At 68.1% G+C, this 15577-nt stretch carries 15 protein-coding genes; 5 read left to right on the top strand and 10 right to left on the bottom strand.

The window, feature by feature from the left end; translation table 11 throughout:
• Positions 1 to 106: 106 nt before the first annotated feature.
• Positions 107 to 910, bottom strand: coding sequence for a hypothetical protein (locus tag ABD301_RS14685; protein WP_344310691.1), 804 nt, complete (start codon positions 908 to 910; stop codon positions 107 to 109).
• A gap of 321 nt (positions 911 to 1231) precedes the next feature.
• On the bottom strand, positions 1232 to 3883 hold the full coding sequence (locus tag ABD301_RS14680; protein ID WP_344311136.1) for a replicative DNA helicase: 2652 nt from the start codon (positions 3881 to 3883) through the stop codon (positions 1232 to 1234).
• A 553-nt stretch (positions 3884 to 4436) separates the two neighbouring features.
• On the opposite strand from ABD301_RS14680, the gene ABD301_RS14675 reads away from it, so the two are divergent.
• Entirely contained in the window at positions 4437 to 4868 is a 432-nt protein-coding gene (locus tag ABD301_RS14675; protein WP_163567869.1) for a YbjQ family protein, read from the top strand.
• Between the two features lie 80 nt (positions 4869 to 4948).
• Here ABD301_RS14675 and ABD301_RS14670 read toward each other — a convergent pair whose 3' ends face one another.
• Positions 4949 to 5209: a hypothetical protein gene (locus ABD301_RS14670; protein WP_163567870.1), complete on the bottom strand. Its 261-nt coding sequence runs from the start codon at positions 5207 to 5209 to the stop codon at positions 4949 to 4951.
• On the opposite strand from ABD301_RS14670, the gene ABD301_RS14665 reads away from it, so the two are divergent.
• On the top strand, positions 5208 to 5633 hold the full coding sequence (locus ABD301_RS14665; RefSeq protein ID WP_163567871.1) for a ribosomal protein L7/L12: 426 nt from the start codon (positions 5208 to 5210) through the stop codon (positions 5631 to 5633). The genes ABD301_RS14670 and ABD301_RS14665 overlap by 2 nt on opposite strands.
• A gap of 226 nt (positions 5634 to 5859) precedes the next feature.
• Positions 5860 to 7227, top strand: a complete 1368-nt coding sequence (locus tag ABD301_RS14660) for a hypothetical protein (protein ID WP_344310688.1) — start codon at positions 5860 to 5862, stop codon at positions 7225 to 7227.
• 28 nt (positions 7228 to 7255) lie between these two features.
• Here ABD301_RS14660 and ABD301_RS14655 read toward each other — a convergent pair whose 3' ends face one another.
• The 6 genes from ABD301_RS14655 to ABD301_RS14630 all read right to left on the bottom strand — a co-directional run bounded on the left by ABD301_RS14655 (position 7256) and on the right by ABD301_RS14630 (position 10395).
• Positions 7256 to 7612 carry a heavy metal-binding domain-containing protein gene (locus ABD301_RS14655; protein WP_344310686.1) on the bottom strand — a complete coding sequence of 119 codons (357 nt, stop codon included), beginning with the start codon at positions 7610 to 7612 and terminating at the stop codon, positions 7256 to 7258.
• A 75-nt stretch (positions 7613 to 7687) separates the two neighbouring features.
• Positions 7688 to 8134 (bottom strand): 50S ribosomal protein L9, encoded by a 447-nt coding sequence (gene rplI / locus ABD301_RS14650; protein WP_344310684.1) that lies wholly within the window; start codon positions 8132 to 8134, stop codon positions 7688 to 7690.
• 15 nt (positions 8135 to 8149) lie between these two features.
• Positions 8150 to 8404, bottom strand: a complete 255-nt coding sequence (gene rpsR / locus ABD301_RS14645) for a 30S ribosomal protein S18 (RefSeq protein ID WP_425551939.1) — start codon at positions 8402 to 8404, stop codon at positions 8150 to 8152.
• Between the two features lie 48 nt (positions 8405 to 8452).
• A complete protein-coding gene (locus ABD301_RS14640) occupies positions 8453 to 8983 on the bottom strand; it encodes a single-stranded DNA-binding protein (RefSeq protein ID WP_163567874.1) in 531 nt (176 codons plus the stop codon).
• Positions 8984 to 9112: 129 nt separating this feature from the next.
• Positions 9113 to 9406 carry a 30S ribosomal protein S6 gene (gene rpsF, locus ABD301_RS14635; RefSeq protein ID WP_279579933.1) on the bottom strand — a complete coding sequence of 98 codons (294 nt, stop codon included), beginning with the start codon at positions 9404 to 9406 and terminating at the stop codon, positions 9113 to 9115.
• Positions 9407 to 9561: 155 nt separating this feature from the next.
• Entirely contained in the window at positions 9562 to 10395 is an 834-nt protein-coding gene (locus ABD301_RS14630; protein ID WP_344310681.1) for a hypothetical protein, read from the bottom strand.
• A gap of 958 nt (positions 10396 to 11353) precedes the next feature.
• Here ABD301_RS14630 and ABD301_RS14625 point away from each other — a divergent pair.
• Both ABD301_RS14625 and ABD301_RS14620 read left to right on the top strand, forming a co-directional pair.
• Positions 11354 to 12142, top strand: a complete 789-nt coding sequence (locus tag ABD301_RS14625) for a deoxyribonuclease IV (RefSeq protein WP_163567876.1) — start codon at positions 11354 to 11356, stop codon at positions 12140 to 12142.
• Entirely contained in the window at positions 12139 to 13842 is a 1704-nt protein-coding gene (locus tag ABD301_RS14620) for a hypothetical protein (protein WP_344310678.1), read from the top strand. Before ABD301_RS14625 ends, ABD301_RS14620 begins: the two co-directional genes overlap by 4 nt.
• A 181-nt stretch (positions 13843 to 14023) precedes the next feature.
• Here ABD301_RS14620 and ABD301_RS14615 read toward each other — a convergent pair whose 3' ends face one another.
• Positions 14024 to 15517: a glycosyltransferase family 87 protein gene (locus ABD301_RS14615; RefSeq protein ID WP_344310676.1), complete on the bottom strand. Its 1494-nt coding sequence runs from the start codon at positions 15515 to 15517 to the stop codon at positions 14024 to 14026.
• Positions 15518 to 15577: the final 60 nt, after the last annotated feature.

Genomic DNA, 15577 nt, shown 5'->3' with positions numbered 1-15577 from the left:
GACCGGAAGAACTTCTTGACCGGAATGCGACCCCAAGACGTGCCGCACCCACGCCCGTGCGGCGGCGACGATCAGTTGGGAGATCGCGTTTTGTGAGAGGGCGGAGCTAGTCGGGCGAGACCGACGGGTCGAGCGCGGTGTTACGCACTCGCCAGGAACCGGCCGGGCGGGTCGCCGCCAGGCCGGTGGGGGCCGGCACGGTCACCCGTGCGGCCGGGATCGCCGCGGCGGCCGAGCCGCCCGCGACGTGCGCGGTGCCAGCAGGAGCGGAGGCGAGGTCCGGGAGACCGGCGGTGCCGGCCGGGACCGGGTGCCGCGGCAGTGCGATGGGCGCGGTGCCCACCGAGTGCGGACGGACCAGTTTGATGATCGCCGGAAGGCCGGCGGGATGCCGCGGGACGGTCGTCGCGACCGTCTGGGCGAAGCCGCTCGTACGAGCGGTGACGTGCACCGCGGCGACCAGCCGGGAAGACCCGAGGCCAAGCGCCGGAAGGGCGTCGGTGACCAGTCGTACGGCTGAGCCGATCGGCTCGACAACGCTGCCAACGGTGGCCGCGACCGCGGTCAGCGGCCGCTCGATGGTGCCGGCCACCGGAGCACTGGCCTGCGACACCACGTCGGTGGCCGGGGCGGTGTCGGTGGTGGCGGGTGCATTCAGGGTCTGGCTAAGGCCAGTGATCGGCGCGGCCGCCGGGTCCGCGCCAGTGGCGGCGCGGCTGGAGGCGGTGAGCACGTCCGTACGAGCGTTGCCTGGATCGGTCGACGCGGCATGCGCCGCGACCGAGGTGAGCAGTGCCAGCGCGATCCAGCCGCCGACCGCGAGACCGATCAGCAGGCCAAGACGGCGCAGGAGTGCTGCAGAGGGGCAGCCCAGAACGGAGCCGGCACGGCTCTGATCCAGTGCGACCACGCTGTCCACATGACTCCCTGTGCTGACGATGCGTCGGAACGTATCCCGAAGATCACCCGAATACAACCCAGATCCGCGCGTGTCGGGCGTGGCGTCGAGAAGCAGACATTTCGGCCGTACGACTTGAATCGTCCCATGACACTGCGTGACCTGCGGCTATGTCTCACCCGGCAGTGGCGGACAGCCGACCTGCTGTCATGTCAGCTGGTTTTCGGCCTTGGGCGTGTCGCGCTTACGCCCGGAATCGGGTCGCTTGTCCGGTCTCCGGGGCGCCCCGCAACGCCGGTTCGAGAGATCCCGAACCGGCGCCGTTCGCACTGGTCAGCCGCCAGTGGACATGTCCACGAAACGGCTGAAGTGGCCCTGGAACGCGACCGTGATGGTGTCGGTCGGGCCGTTACGGTGTTTGGCCACGATGAAGTCGGCCTCGCCGGCTCGCGGCGACTCCTTCTCGTAGTAGTCGTCGCGGTGCAGCAGGATCACCATGTCCGCGTCCTGCTCGATGGAGTTGTGCACGGCCACCCCGTCGGCGATGAAGTTGTGCCCGTCGAGCACGGTCGCGTCGAACACCGGCTGGTCGCCGACGCTGGTGATCGACACGATCTCGTCCCAATAGATGTCGTTGGTCGCGAGCATCTCCAACCCGGCGTCATCCAGCGCGGCGGCGACCTCACGCAGCCGCTGACTGCTCGGGCCGTGTGTCCACACTTTCTGGCGGACCTTGGTGTCCGTGCCGCCGGTCAGATCGTTGCCGGTCAGATCATTGCCGCCGGAACGCTCGTCCAGCAGGCCTCGCACGCGATCCCAGACCTGCGCTGGCCCGGTGTCCGGGCGGGCAGCGACAGCTCGTGCCGCCAGCTCGCGGCGGCACCGATCGGCTTCGGCCGAGCGAGCGCCGAACACCCCGATGCCGCGCAGGAACCGCAGCTGATCGTCGGGGTCACCGATCACCACGTGATAGCTGACCCGGTAACCGGGCTTGGCGATCGGCTTGACCATCGCCTTTCGGATGCTCGTACGCACGCCATATCGCAGCAACAGCCGCGCCACGTCGTCCGCCAGCCGCCGGCTCGGAGTGCCGAAGTAGACGCTCGCCTGGCCGGTCCGGTCGTCCCACCAGACGCAGCCGTCGGTCGCCCACAAATGTCGGAGGAAAACCGCGACCTGCGCCTTGGGCAGTGCGAACATGGTGTCCGGCAGGAACTTGCGATCGCCCCGTACGCCGAACAGGCCGAGCTGATCGAGCCAGCTGGCCACCGGGTTGGGCAGCCCGCGCCGCAACCGGTCCGGCGCCGACAGCCGCACGGTGACCCGGCGAGCCGCCGGATGGTCCTCGGTGACCACGGCGCTGCCGAAATGCCGTGCCGCCCTGGTGACCACCGCCCGGTTGGCCGGGTCGACGCTGGCATACCGGATCGGCTGGCCGCGCAGGAACGTGCCGTCGCCGATCAGATGCGCCAGCATCAGCAGCTCCGGCTCTGCCCACGCCTGGGTCCGCAATGGCGCTGGCACGTGCCGAGGCACGCCGACCCGCATCCCGGGGGCCAGGTCGCCGAGCGCCCGCCAACCGCCATAGCTCAGGAACGGGTGGTTCGCGGTCGCCAGCACCTCGCGGCCAGAAGCCAGCCGCAGCTCGTACGTCTCCTTCACACCGCTGGAGAAGGCGTGGGTCATCGTCCGCGGCACATATCGCAGCGACGGGTCCAGCGCCCACACCGGAATGTTCTTCTGACCACTGGCCATCAGCTCGCCGATGGTGATCTCGGCACCGGTGTCCGCCCGCATCACCCGGGTGCCGGCCGGCAGGCAGCCGGACTCACGCAGGTCGGACAGCTGAGGGCGTTTGTCCGTACGCTGCTCCGGACCACGGTTCAGCTGCGAGACCGCGATGACCGGGACCTCCAGCTCCTTAGCCATCAGCTTCAGGCCACGGGACAGCTCGGAAACCTCCTGCTGCCGGCTCTCCACCCGTTTGGGCGAGCTCATCAGCTGCAGATAGTCGACCAGGATGAACCTCAGGTCATGGCGCTGTTTGAGGCGGCGGGCCTTGGCCCGGATCTCCATCAACGTCATGTTCGGCGAGTCGTCGATGTAGAGCGGCGCTTCGGAGATCTCGCCCATCTGCCGGGCCAGCTTGGTCCAGTCGTCCTCGGAGAGCTGGCCGGACCGCAGGTTGTGCAGCGGCACCCGGGCCTCCGCGGACAGCAGCCGCATCACGATCTCGATCTTGGACATCTCCAGCGAGAAGATGCACGAGGTCAAGTGATTGCGCACTGAGCAAGATCTGACCCAGTCAAGGCCAGCTGTCGACTTACCCAAACCCGGCCGGCCGGCGACGATGATGAGCTGGCCGGGGTGGAAGCCGTTGGTGAGGCGGTCCAGGTCGACGAAACCGGTCGGCACGCCGCTCATCACGTCGCCATGCGCGCCGATGGCCTCGATCTCGTCCATCGCAGGTTGCAGCAACTCCTCCAGGACCGTGTAGTCCTCGGAGGTACGCCGCTCGGTCACCTCGTAGACGGCCTGCTGGGCCAGGTCCACCACGTCGTCGACGTCCCGGCCGGAGCCGACGGTGCCGGAGTAGCCCAGCTGGGCGATTCGGGTGCCGGCCTCGATCAGCCGGCGCAGCACCGCCCGCTCGGCCACGATCCGAGCGTAGTAACCGGCGTTGGCCGCGGTCGGCACGCTGGAGATCAGAGTGTGCAGGTAGCCAACCCCGCCGATCCGGGTCAGCTCACCGGACTCGGTCAGCGCGGCCGAGACGGTGATCGGGTCAGCCGGCTCACCGCGGCCGTACAGGTCGAGGATGATCTCGAAGATGATCGCGTGCGCCGGCCGGTAGAAGTCGTTGTCGCGCAGGATCTCGATGACGTCCGCGATGGCGTCCTTGCTGAGCAGCATGCCGCCCAGCACGCTCTGCTCGGCGGCCACGTCCTGCGGCGGGGTCCGGTCGAACTCCGGCACCCCGGGCATCTGCGAGGACAGCTGCGGCCGCTCGTCATCGGACCGTCCGGCTGGAGCCGCCGCCTGCACCGACACTCGGATGCTCCTTACCCCTTGCAAATCCCCGATGACACGCCCGAAACCACACGAGCGACTGGCCGCTCGCCCGCTCTCCCAGCCGGGCGCGAGGCCACCGAGGTCACCGAGGCGACCGGGTCGCGGACACGATAATTCTATCGTACATACGTACGAGAATGGCCGCTGGCCGCGAAGCGTGGACCGGCACCTCTCCGGCTGGATGAGGCGGAGCCGCCGACGTTACGGGGTACGCAGCCGTGGAGCGAACCGCCCTGTGGAGCATTCGGTGGGCAGCCTGTGGACAACTACCCACCAGCCTGTGTACAGCGTGTGTGCCTGATTGTGGACAACCTGTGAATGATCGCGAACAGACACGCCCTGGGCAGGTCAAACAAGATCCACGGCCTGGGGACAGAAGAAAGATTTCCACGCCGTGGCCGCCGCCACCGAGCCGGTTGAGGCGGATCGATACGCTCTGGGCAACACCGACAGACAGGTAACCGCGATGCTCATCGTGACAACCAATGACCTTCCCGGCTTCACCATCACCCGGGTGCTGGGGGAGGTGTTCGGCGTGACCGTACGCAGCCTGAACGCCGGCACCAGCTTCACCGCCGGATTCCGGTCCATCGGCGGTGGCGAGGTCCCGGAGATGACCAACCTGGTCCTACAGGGCCGCAACGAGGCGATGAACCGGCTGATCTACGAAGCCCGCCGGCGGGGCGCGAACGCCATCCTCGCGATGCGGTTCGACACCGGCGAGCTGGCCGGCCGATGGAACGAGGTCTGCGCGTACGGCACGGCAGCCTGGGTGGAACCGGTCACCGACGACGCTCGCGCCCAGTACGCGGCGATGGTGGCGGCCGGTCAGGTGCCACCCGGCCCGCTCGGCGGACCGTCCGCGCCGCCGCTGCCGGGCCAGCCGCAAACGGCCTAGGGCGTGTCTCCTAATTCCAGGTGGATGAGGGCCGAGATCCAAGCGTTGGCTGCCGGTGCCGGGCGGTCAGGAGACACGCCCTAGTCCTCGGCCAGTACGGCCCGCAGCTCGGCCAGGCTGGCGTTACCGCCGGTGCACACGATCCCCACCTGGGCACCGGCGAACCGCTCGCGTACGTGCAGGAGACCGGCCAGCGGCGCCAGGTCTACGCCGCCACTTACGGCCGGCCGCCGGATCCGCCGGCCACCGCCGCGCTGCTGGCCGCGCTGGCAGCGACCAAGCCAGACGGAGACGGTGGTTCCGCCGAGGACGGACCGCGCAGGTCCGTACGCTGACAGCATGACCGGCCTGTACATCGCCATCGGCGTGATCGCCGTCCTCGTGCTCGCCTGGATCCTGCTCAGGTCAAGCAAGTCCAGCCGGTCGGCCCGGCCCCCAGCTCGCGAATTGCAGGACCTGCCCATCGACTCGGCCGCGCTTACCGCGATCTACGCCAGCCTCGGCGCGAACAAGCGCGTCCTCGCGATCAAGCAGCTCCGGCAGGCCACCGGCCTCGGGCTGGCGGACGCCAAGTATCTGACCGAGGCGATCGCTGCCGGGCACCGCCCACCCGAGCGCGGGATAGGGCTGGCCCAGCCGAGCCTCGCCGACCGAGCCCGCGGACTGCGCCGCCAGGGCCGTGAAGCGGACGCGATCCGGCTCGTCCGAGACGAGACCGGAATGGGCGACCCCGAGGCGGCCAAGTTCGTCCGGTCTCTCGACTGACCAGTCGACTTTAAAACCCTGCTTCTTCGGCGATCGGTATGTGTTAAACCAAGAGTTCATGACTCGTTACCGACCGAGAACACTCCTGGTCAGCGGCCTGCGACGGTCCGTCGACCATCGCCTTTCCGGGCAAACCCGACTGCCCCGATGATCGCGCGAGGGTCCCCCGAACGGCCCTCTCTCAAGAGGCAAAATCGCTGGGTCGCACCAGTCGAAAGGGCCGCCAATGGAGCTCGTCCCACCAGTCACCCCGGCGCGCCCCGACCGGCCGCCGGCCCATCGCCGCGTCGACCAGCCGGAGGTCGGGCTCGCTGGTACGGCCCTGGGGCTGCAACGTACGGCCGGCAATGCCGCCGTCGCGGGCCTGCTCACCAAGCGTCGGCCCGCCGTCCAACGCGCCGCGACCCAGGTGCAGCGCGAAGGCATGGTCGAGGCGACCACGGTCAAGCACACCGTCAACCTCCCGGACTGGAAGATCGGCGAGAAAGACGCCGGCTATGCCAAATTCGGGCTGGCCGCCGGCGGATCGTACGACTTGGAATACACCCCCTCCAGCGGTGGCGGCGAAGCAGCGGCCCACGAAGGTGGCGAGCACGCGGCCGCGGAACACGCTGGCGGGGAACACGCCGGCGGTGAAGGCGCGGCCCCACATGAGGGCGGCACGAAGCTGAAGCCAGCGGCCGGCGCGTCGGCCAGCCCCGAAGGGCTCAAATACCAGGCCGAGGTCACCGCCGAGTTCGAGAAGGAAACCAGCGGGATCTTCGCCGGCTGCACCCCGAAGGCGAAACTCGGCGGCGAGGGCAACGCCGACAAGGGCAAGCTCGGCATCGAGTTCTCCATGGAGGGCGACACCTTCGAGCCGAAGTTCGCCTTCAACCTGATGGAGCGAGAAGGCGCGGAGGTGAAGTTCCTCAATCTCGAGGCCGGCGTCGACTGGAAGATGAAGGAGCGCTACTACACCACCGCCGACGGCACCAAGATCAAGGTCACCCCAAAGCTCACGCTCAAGGGCTCCATCGAGCCGGAGTACAAGAAGATCTTCGAGAAGCTTGCGGAGGAAGCGGCCGAGGTCATCACCGGCGAGGTGCTGATCGCCGGCAGCATGATCCTGGTCGGAGTGGCCACTATCGCGGCCTTCTGGGCGACGATCGACGACGGGACGGACGAGGCCAAGGCCATCGACGCCGCCGGCCAGGGCCGGGACGAGCTGGTGGCCGGCTTCGTCGCCGGCGCGACCGGGAAACAGCTGTCCGGCAGCCAGTACACCGCGGAAGGTCTCAAGCGCGGGACCGAATGGCGGGCGAAGGTGATCAGCGGCGACAACGCGAAGGGCCTGCCGGTGCCGGCCGCGGTGATGGACGAGAAGGCCGGCGAACAACAGGACAAGATCCACAAGACCGCCTGGGACGCGGCCAACAAGTACCTGCACACCGAGCTGGTGAAGCGTTATTGGGAGATCCACTACATGCAGAAGAAGCTGCCGTGGGGTGAGATCGAAACGACTTACCTGATGTTGATGGAGGGCCAGAAATTCGGCCGGCCGCAGCCGCAGGAGGGTCGTACGGACGAGGGCGCGTCCAGCCTCGCCCACTAGTGTCCCGCGCCCAAGTTCCTTACTCGGGTCAGACGGGTGGTCCAAAATACGCCGGCAGGGTGCCGGCCGGCGGTGCCTGCGACGGCACTCTCCGGGCAGCGACCATCGCCGCGTACTGAGCACGCGCGTCCTCGCTGACCGGGTCCACCCAGACCGCGGTTCCCACCACCCAGTCAAGGCCGTCGGACGGTGCGTCGAACCGGATCGACACGACCGCATTCGCCCCGTATCGCGCCGCGTCATGGTGCAGGTCCTGGAAAGCTTTCGCGCGATTGCTAGTGAGTGACGCGATGCCAGTGGACACATATACCGATCTGCCCATCACCGGGCCGAAAACCATCCGGATCTGGTAGCCGGGCACCTCCGGCGTGGTCACGATCAGCATGAGGCTCCTTCCCGTTCTCATAGCCGAAAACCCGGGCTGCCAACAGGCGGCCCGGGTTTCTGGTGTGACTGTCGCTTACTCCGCGACGACCTCGAGGGTCAGGGTGGTCTCGACCTCGGGGTGAATGCGGACGTGCACGTCGTGCTTGCCGGTGGCCTTGATAGTCCGGGCCAGCTCGACCTTGCGGCGGTCCAGGTCCGGGCCGCCGGCCGACTTGACCGCGTCCACCACGTCGGCGGAGGTGATCGAGCCGAACAGTCGGCCGCCCTTGCCGGCGCGGGCGATCAGCTTGACGTCCAGGCCGTCCAGCCGCGCCCGAATCTCCTTGGCGTGGCCGAGGTCCTGGACCTCACGGGCACCGCGGGCCCGCTTGATGCTGGCGACCTGCTTCTCGCCGCCCTTGGTCCAGTAGATCGCGAGCCGGCGGGGAACCAGGTAGTTGCGGCCGTAGCCGTCCTTGACCTCGACGATGTCGCCGGGCGCACCAAGACCGGTCACGTCGGAAGTGAGGATGAGCTTCACAGTCTCTCCCCTTCCTTAACGGGCCGTGCTGGAGTACGGCAGCAAGGCCATCTCCCGCGCGTTCTTGATCGCCTTCGCGACCTGCCGCTGCTGCTGGCTGGTCACGCCGGTGACCCGGCGGGCCCGGATCTTGCCGCGGTCGGAAATGAACTTCCGCAGCAGAGCCGTGTCCTTGTAGTCGATATAACTAATCTTGTCCTTGTCGAGCGGATTCGCCTTTTTCTTCGGCTTCCGCACCGGGGGCTTGGCCATACGTTCCTCTTTCACCATGCTCCGGCCGCGGGACTGGCCCGCGACCGGGAAAAGTCAGCTGTCTGTTTAGAAGGGCGGTTCTTCGGAGTAACCGCCGCCGCCACCGCCACCGGCCGGAGCCGCCGCCGGTGTGGCCGAGGCCCACGGGTCGTCGCCGCCGCCACTGGGCCGGGACTGCCCGCCGCCACCGCCGGAGCCGTAGCCACCGGTCGACCCACCACCCGAACCGGACCGACTGGTCTTGCTCACCTTGGTCGTCGCGTACTTGAGCGAGGGGCCGATCTCCTCGACCTCGCACTCCACCACGGTGCGCTTCTCACCCTGGGCCGTCTCGTACGACCGCTGCTTCAGCCGGCCCTGCACGATGACCCGGGTGCCCCGGCCGAGTGACTCGGCCACATTTTCGGCCGCCTGACGCCAGATCGAGCAGCGTAGGAACAGCGCGTCGCCGTCCTTCCACTCGTTGGTCTGCCGGTCGAAAATCCGCGGCGTGGACGCGACGGTGAAGTTCGCCACGGCCGCGCCACTGGGGGTGAACCGCAGCTCGGGGTCCTCTGTCAGGTTCCCGACGACGGTGATGACTGTTTCGCCTGCCATGTCATGTCCTCCTCATGCGCGCGCTCGTCTTCGCGTCGATGCGATCGACGATCCCTGTCGGGTACGACAGTTTGGCCGGGCATCGCCGGTCGATCACTGCCGGCCCCGCCGGAAACCGCGCGCGGACAGCTATCGCAGTTCCGGCCGGAGCACCTTGGTGCGCAGCACGGATTCGGTCAGGTTGAGCTGCCGGTCCAGCTCGGCCACCGCGGCCGGCTCGGACTGCAGGTCGATAACGGCGTAGATGCCTTCGGTCTTCTTGTTGATCTCGTACGACAGCCGACGGCGGCCCCAGATGTCGACCTTCTCCACGGTGCCGCCGTCGTTCTTGACGACGGTGAGGAACTGGTCGAGCGAAGGGGCCACAGTGCGCTCGTCCAACTCGGGATCGAGGATGACCATGACTTCGTAGTGACGCGCCAGCGTACCCACCTCCTGTGGTCTCAACGGCCACGGTCCATCCGCGGCAGGAGGGTATTAGCGTCGGTCGCCGTCCACCAGGAGGCAGACAGCTAACCGGACGATCGTAACAGTGGCTCTAGCAGGGTGTTTAACCGGTCGGCTAGAGGTGTTCCGGACTAGTGAGTGAGAGCGCGCATCCGGCCGCGGGCGCCCATCATGGTCCGGATCACCGCGGAGCCGACGCCGGCCACCACGACTCCGGCGACGAGCACCAGCAGGGTCAGCGGGCCAGGAGTGTCGCTGGTGGAGCGACCGGTCGCGGTCGGGTCGTTGGGGGTCGAACCCGCTCCAGCGACGTTTCCGGACGGGGTGCTGTTGCCATCGGCACCGTTGGGCAGCGCGGGCTGCTGCAGCGGGCGGGCAGCCGGGTTGGTCGGCAGACCGGTGAGGCCGGGCGGCAGCAGTGCCGGCGGCTGGCCCTGCGGGGCGCCACCATGGGGCAGCGAAGGCGCCTGGACGCCACCGCCAGTCGAAGAGCCGGTGCTGCCGGTGCCTGGAGTCGAACCACCACTGGCCGGCGGCGCCGACGCGGGCGGCGTGCTCGGCTGGGTCGGCTGCTTCACCATCGGAGCGACCATCACCTGCGACGCCGCGCCGCTGTTGATCAGTGCGCTGGCGGCGCTCATCGAATACGACTGCTGGTCGACCGACTGGCTGAAGCTGAAGGTGGCGGTGCCGCCGGAGCCGATTGTCTTGCGCTGGTCGCCAACCGACACCGTGACCGGGCCGTTCAGCAGGCCGTTCATCGAGTTCTTGACCACCAGCTGGCCACCGGACGGGACGGTGAACTGGGCGGAGCTGAACTTCATGTTGCACGCCAGGATGGTCAGGCAGCCGCCGCTCACGGTCGCGGTCGGGTTGTCCGCAGCCTGCGCCGGAGTGCCACCCAGCAGAAGGGTCCCGCCGCCGATCAGGCCGAGGGCCGCCGCGGCAACCACGCGACGCGACATCCGAGACGACTTCTTTGTCATCGACACGCCGTATTCTCCCATTCCCACCGAAGCTCGCCATCCAGTCCAACGACTGACCGTACCGGATGGTAGCGGGTCCCCGCCCCCCTCCGCGCGCCCCTCACCCCAACCACCTCCACCTCGCCGCCCTTTTCCGCGCATTTATATACGTTTATTCCCTCCACAACGACACTTTCAGGCCACCCCCAACCCAAAACCCCCCGCGCATACCCGCATTTCCGTCCGATAGCCAGACTTCACCCCACGCGTGACGCCCCCCTTAGACAGGACCGAGCCCCGCGCACCCCACCCCGCGCCGGACCGTCCTTTCACACGAAAGTTGGCCAACTTAGACGGAACCCAACCCGTCCCACCCCGTGCGCAAACCACCACCTTCACCATCAAGTTGGCCCACTTCGACGGACCCAGCCCCGTTCGGCGCCATCGGCCGCCAGGCCGATGTTGTCGCCCCTCCGGCAGGGGCGCCGGTCCTCAGACCCTGCGGGTTTTGCAGGGTCTGAGGACCGGCTCTCGTAGCCGTAGTCGACGGCGCCCGCGCCGAAGGCGCCAGAAACATCGGGCGGATCGGCAGTAAGCACGGGGAAACCCCACCCCGACACCGCCCTTTGGTGTCGGGGTGGGGTTTCCCGTGCCTGGTAGACGAGACGCCGCACCCACACAGAAAACACCCTTAACCAAGGCACTCACCTCCGCAGCAAACACCCTTAACCAAGGCGCTCACGACCGCGGCAAACACCGAACCAGGGGCCCCCAGCACACACCGCCCTCAACCCCGACAACATCCATCACCAAAACCCACCCCGCAGCCCAAGCCCCCAAACCCAAGCCGCAACCAAACGGCCGCTCACTCGCCAAAGCCCCCCAGTCGCTCGTACTCACCAAAGCCCAACCCCACCAAGGCCCAGATCTGTCAGACCACCCCTCTAGGCTCCTCCGCATGGGACTTCCACCTATTGGGGCACATGTGGGGCCGGAGGATCCGCTGGCTGAGGCGGCTGCCCGGAAGGCCGACGCGGTGCAGTTCTTCCTGTCTGATCCGCAGGGGTGGCAGAAGCCGATCCCGCGCGCGGACGCGGACGCGCTGCGGTCCACCGACATCGCGGTGTATGTGCATGCTCCGTACATGATCAATCTGGCCAGTACGAACAACCGGATCCGGATTCCGTCCCGCGGCCTGGTCGCCGACCACGCGAAGGCGGCCGCGGAGCTGGGCGCGGCCGGATTGATCGTGCATGGCGGGCATGTCACCAAGGACACCGATCCGGCGGTCGGGGTCGAGAACTGGCGGAAGGCGTTCGCCAAGGCGGCCGAGACTGGCGGCTTCGGGTTGCCGATCCTGATCGAGAACACCGCTGGCGGCGACAACGCGATCGCCCGGCGGTTCGACCGGTTGGCGATGCTGTGGGACGCGATCGGAGAATATGAGCCGGGCTTCTGCCTGGACACTTGCCACGCGCACGCTGGCGGCGAGGACCTGGACGGTGTGGTGGACCGGGTGAAGGCGATCACTGGCCGGATCGACCTGGTGCACGCCAACAACTCCAAGGACGCGTTCGACTCCGGCCGGGACCGGCACGAGAACTTCGCCGCCGGCACCATCTCAGCGCAGGCGATCGCCGCTGTCGTACGGGCCGCCGGTGCTCCGGTGATCTGTGAGACGCCCGGCGGGGTGGACGGCCAAGCCGCCGATATCGCATATTTGCGCGACCATCTCATCAGCGGATGAGCCTGGGCAGGCTGGGCCTGGGCAGGCTGGGCCGCGAGCTGTTCCTGGTATGCCTGGGCGCTCTGTTGGTCAGCGCTGTGCTGACCTGGCCGACGCTGTTGCATCCGGCCAGCACCGTGCCGGCCGACCTGGGCGACCCGCTGGCCCAGTCGTATGTGGTGGCCTGGGGCGGGCACGCGTTGCTGACCAACCCGGCAGGGCTCTGGGATGCCAGTAACTTCTTCCCCGAGCACATGACGTTGGCCTATTCCGACTCGATGCTCGGGTATGCGCCGTTCGGGCTGATCGGGTCCGGCCCAGCCGCCGCGCTGGTTCGCTACAACCTGCTGTTCTGGCTGGTCGCGGCCCTCGCCTCGGTGAGCGCGTACGCGCTGGCCCGGCAGCTAGGTTCCCGGGTGCCGGGCGCGCTGGTGGCCGGGTTGGCTTTCGCGTACGCACCCTGGCGGCTGGCCCACGCCGGCCACCTGAACGTGCTCTCCAGCGGCGGGATCGTGCTGGCGCTGGCGCTGCTGGCGCGTGGCTTCGGCTATTCGTTCAGCCGCGGCTACCAGCCCGAGCGGGTCCGGCCGGGCTGGATCATCGCCGGTTGGCTGGTGGCCTGTTGGCAGGTCACCATCGGGTACGCGATCGGCTTGCCCTTCGTCTACCTGCTGCTGCTCTGCTGCCTGGTCGCGGCGGCCCGCTGGTTGTTGGCCGGCCGCGCCCGACCGGCGCTGGGCCGACCACTGCTGTGGTGCACGCTCGGGGGCGGCCTGCTGTTCGCCGCCGTGGTGGTCGTGATGGCCCGGCCGTATCTGGCGGTGACCACCGCCTTCCCGTCGGCCGTACGAACGGTCGCCGAACTTCAGCTCTTCTCCCCGTCGCCGGTGGGCTTCTTCACCGCGCCGACCACTTCGTGGCTCTGGGGCAACGCCACCAGCTCGGTCTATAAGACCTTCGTGGCGCCGGCTGAGATGGCGCTCTTCCCGGGGCTTGTCGTACTTGTCCTCGCCTTTGCCGGGCTGAGCTACAGCGCCTGGCGCGGCCGGCAGCGGATCTGGCTGGGCATCGGTCTCGCGGTCGGCACTCTGCTCTGCCTGGGCACGAACTTCTTCGGTGGCGCGGTGACTTACCTGCCGCTGCTGGTGCTGCCGGGCTGGGACGGCATGCGCACCCCGGGCCGGCTGATCCTCTGGGTGATGCTGCTGCTCGGGCTGCTCGCGGCTGGCTTCCTCACCCAGGTCCAGAACGATCTCGAGGCCCGCTGGGCGGACCGGTCGGGGCTCGGCGCCCGCTGGCGTGCGGCCGCGCTGGTGGTGCCGGCGCTGCTGGTGGCGATCGAAGGCGTCAACACCCTCGACCACCCGGCTCCGGAGCCGCCGCCAGCCCAACTGCAGGCCGCCGCCGGGCCGATGCTGATGCTGCCCAGCGACTCCTGGTGGGACAGCAGGGCCATGTGGTGGAACACCGCCGGCTTCCAGCGGATGGTCAATGGCGCTGCGTCCTTCAGTCCGCCGTCGACCGACGAGATCCGCAACTCCGCAAAGTCCTTCCCCGACGCCGGCAGCGTCGACTACCTCCGCAAGGCCGGCATTCGTACGGTCGTGCTCGTGCCGGACAGCACGTATGGGACCCCATGGCAGCAGGCGTCCGGCAAGCCGATCGACGGGCTCGGCATCAAGCGGACGTACGCCGGCACCGCCATCATCTACACGCTCTGACCGAGCCTGTGGTGCTAGGGCGTGTCTCCTCATTCCAGGTGGATGAGGGTCGAGATCCAAGCGTCGTCCTGCGAGTGCCGGGCGGTCGCGCTCATACCTTTGTTGTATGGGTGTGATCGTCCGGTGCTCGCAGGACGACGCTTGGGCTCGGCCCTCGCCGCCTGGGATGAGGAGACACGCCCTAGGCCGTTCTGGTGATCGCCAACCCGTCATCCTGCTCTTCGTACGACTCGACCACGTCGTTGAGCACCCCGCCGTCCGGGTCCGGGTCGCGCTCGGACCGGACCACGTCCCGCCACGGCTCCAGCACTTCCAGTACGACGAACCCGCACAGCATCACCACGCTGGCCCAGCGGGCCATCGAAGCCAGCAGGAACAGCGACTCGGGTAGCTCGGTCTTGCCGCCCGAAGCCCGGATCAGCGTCTGGTAAAAAGCCACGAAATAGCACAGCTCGCTGGCCTGCCAGACCAGGAAGGCGCCCCATTTCGGACGGGCCAGCACCAGCAGCGGGATCAGCCACAACACATACTGCTGCGACCAGACCTTGCCGGTGAGCAGGAAGCCGGCCACCACCAGGAACGCCAGCTGACTGAGCCGAGGTGGCGTTGGCGCGGCGAAAATCAGCACCGCGATGGCCCCGCACCACAGCACGAAGACGAGCCCGCTGATGGTGTTGAGGGTGCCGACGTTGTTCGCGATGCCGGCCAGCGGGCCGGTGTTGTCGCCGGTCAGGTTGGCGCCGACATACCAGAAGGTGCCCCAGTCGACGGCCCGCTGCTCGGAGAACCGGTAGAACTGGCTCCAGGCCGGCACCCCGGCCGCGAAGATCACCGGCAGGTTGACCGCCAGCCAGGCCAGCACCGCGCAGCCCGCGGTGGTCAGGAACGGCCTGATCTTGCGATGTCGTAGGCAGAGCAGAAAAAGCGGGCCGAGGATGAACAGCGGGTAGAACTTGGCCGCCGCCGCCAGCCCGAGCAGGACCCCAGCCCAGGCCGGGTTTCTTCGCGCCCAGGCGTAGAGCCCCAGCGTGCACAGTGCGACCACGAGCATGTCCCAGTTCACGAAGGCGGTGACCACCATCGCCGGCGCGGCCGCGAGCATCGCCGCGTCGAACGGACGTCGGCTGCGCATCCGTACGACCGCCCACACTGCCAGCACCGCGAAAATTGCTAACAACAGGGCGTTGACCTGGTAGAACATGGTGAACTGGGAGCCCTGGGTGCTGGGGATCAGGGCGGTCACCAGCCACACCGGCAACGCGGCCAGCAGCATCATGGCACCCGTCAGCACCGGATACTCCACATACTGCAGGGTGTCGTTCGGGTCGTCGGTCCGCTTCTGTACGTATGGGATGCGGTGCTTGTCGAGCCCTTCCGAGCCGTAGAGCGCCAACACGTCGGTGTAGCAGCCGCGGACGTACTGGTTGTTGTTCGTCCACCGGCCGTCCGCGCAGGGCTCCTTCTGCAGCCAGGCAAGCGCCAGCACGGCCAGCGTGATCGCCAGCACCACCCGCATCGGGGTCCAGAACCGCGGCCGGCCGGACTCGCCGGCATGCTGGCCGAGCGGGCCGCCGAGCAGGCCCGACATGCCGGCCACGAACCGGTCGGTACGCGATGGAGCGACCACCGTGGTGCCGCTGTCGGTGTCGCTGCCGGTATCGCTGGCCTCACTCACGCCGAAGATCCCCCGCTCGTACGAAAGAACCCCCGCCGGGTGGGCGGGGGTTCTGAGAAC

It is taken from the genome of Fodinicola feengrottensis (genome assembly GCF_039530045.1).
Lineage (GTDB): Bacteria > Actinomycetota > Actinomycetes > Mycobacteriales > HKI-0501 > Fodinicola > Fodinicola feengrottensis.
This window is presented reverse-complemented; position numbering and strand designations above follow the sequence as displayed.

Bases quoted from the DNA above. Each gene is read 5' to 3' on its own strand.
- ABD301_RS14670 (WP_163567870.1), bottom strand. From the start codon at position 5,209: ATGCTGTCAGCGTACGGACCTGCGCGGTCCGTCCTCGGCGGAACCACC.
- ABD301_RS14625 (WP_163567876.1), top strand. From the start codon at position 11,354: ATGGGACTTCCACCTATTGGGGCACATGTGGGGCCGGAGGATCCGCTG.
- ABD301_RS14630 (WP_344310681.1), bottom strand. From the start codon at position 10,395: ATGTCGCGTCGCGTGGTTGCCGCGGCGGCCCTCGGCCTGATCGGCGGC.
- ABD301_RS14655 (WP_344310686.1), bottom strand. From the start codon at position 7,612: ATGCTGATCGTGACCACGCCGGAGGTGCCCGGCTACCAGATCCGGATG.
- ABD301_RS14660 (WP_344310688.1), top strand. From the start codon at position 5,860: ATGGAGCTCGTCCCACCAGTCACCCCGGCGCGCCCCGACCGGCCGCCG.
- ABD301_RS14640 (WP_163567874.1), bottom strand. From the start codon at position 8,983: ATGGCAGGCGAAACAGTCATCACCGTCGTCGGGAACCTGACAGAGGAC.
- rpsR (WP_425551939.1), bottom strand. From the start codon at position 8,404: ATGGTGAAAGAGGAACGTATGGCCAAGCCCCCGGTGCGGAAGCCGAAG.
- ABD301_RS14620 (WP_344310678.1), top strand. From the start codon at position 12,139: ATGAGCCTGGGCAGGCTGGGCCTGGGCAGGCTGGGCCGCGAGCTGTTC.
- ABD301_RS14675 (WP_163567869.1), top strand. From the start codon at position 4,437: ATGCTCATCGTGACAACCAATGACCTTCCCGGCTTCACCATCACCCGG.
- ABD301_RS14680 (WP_344311136.1), bottom strand. From the start codon at position 3,883: ATGCCCGGGGTGCCGGAGTTCGACCGGACCCCGCCGCAGGACGTGGCC.
- ABD301_RS14665 (WP_163567871.1), top strand. From the start codon at position 5,208: ATGACCGGCCTGTACATCGCCATCGGCGTGATCGCCGTCCTCGTGCTC.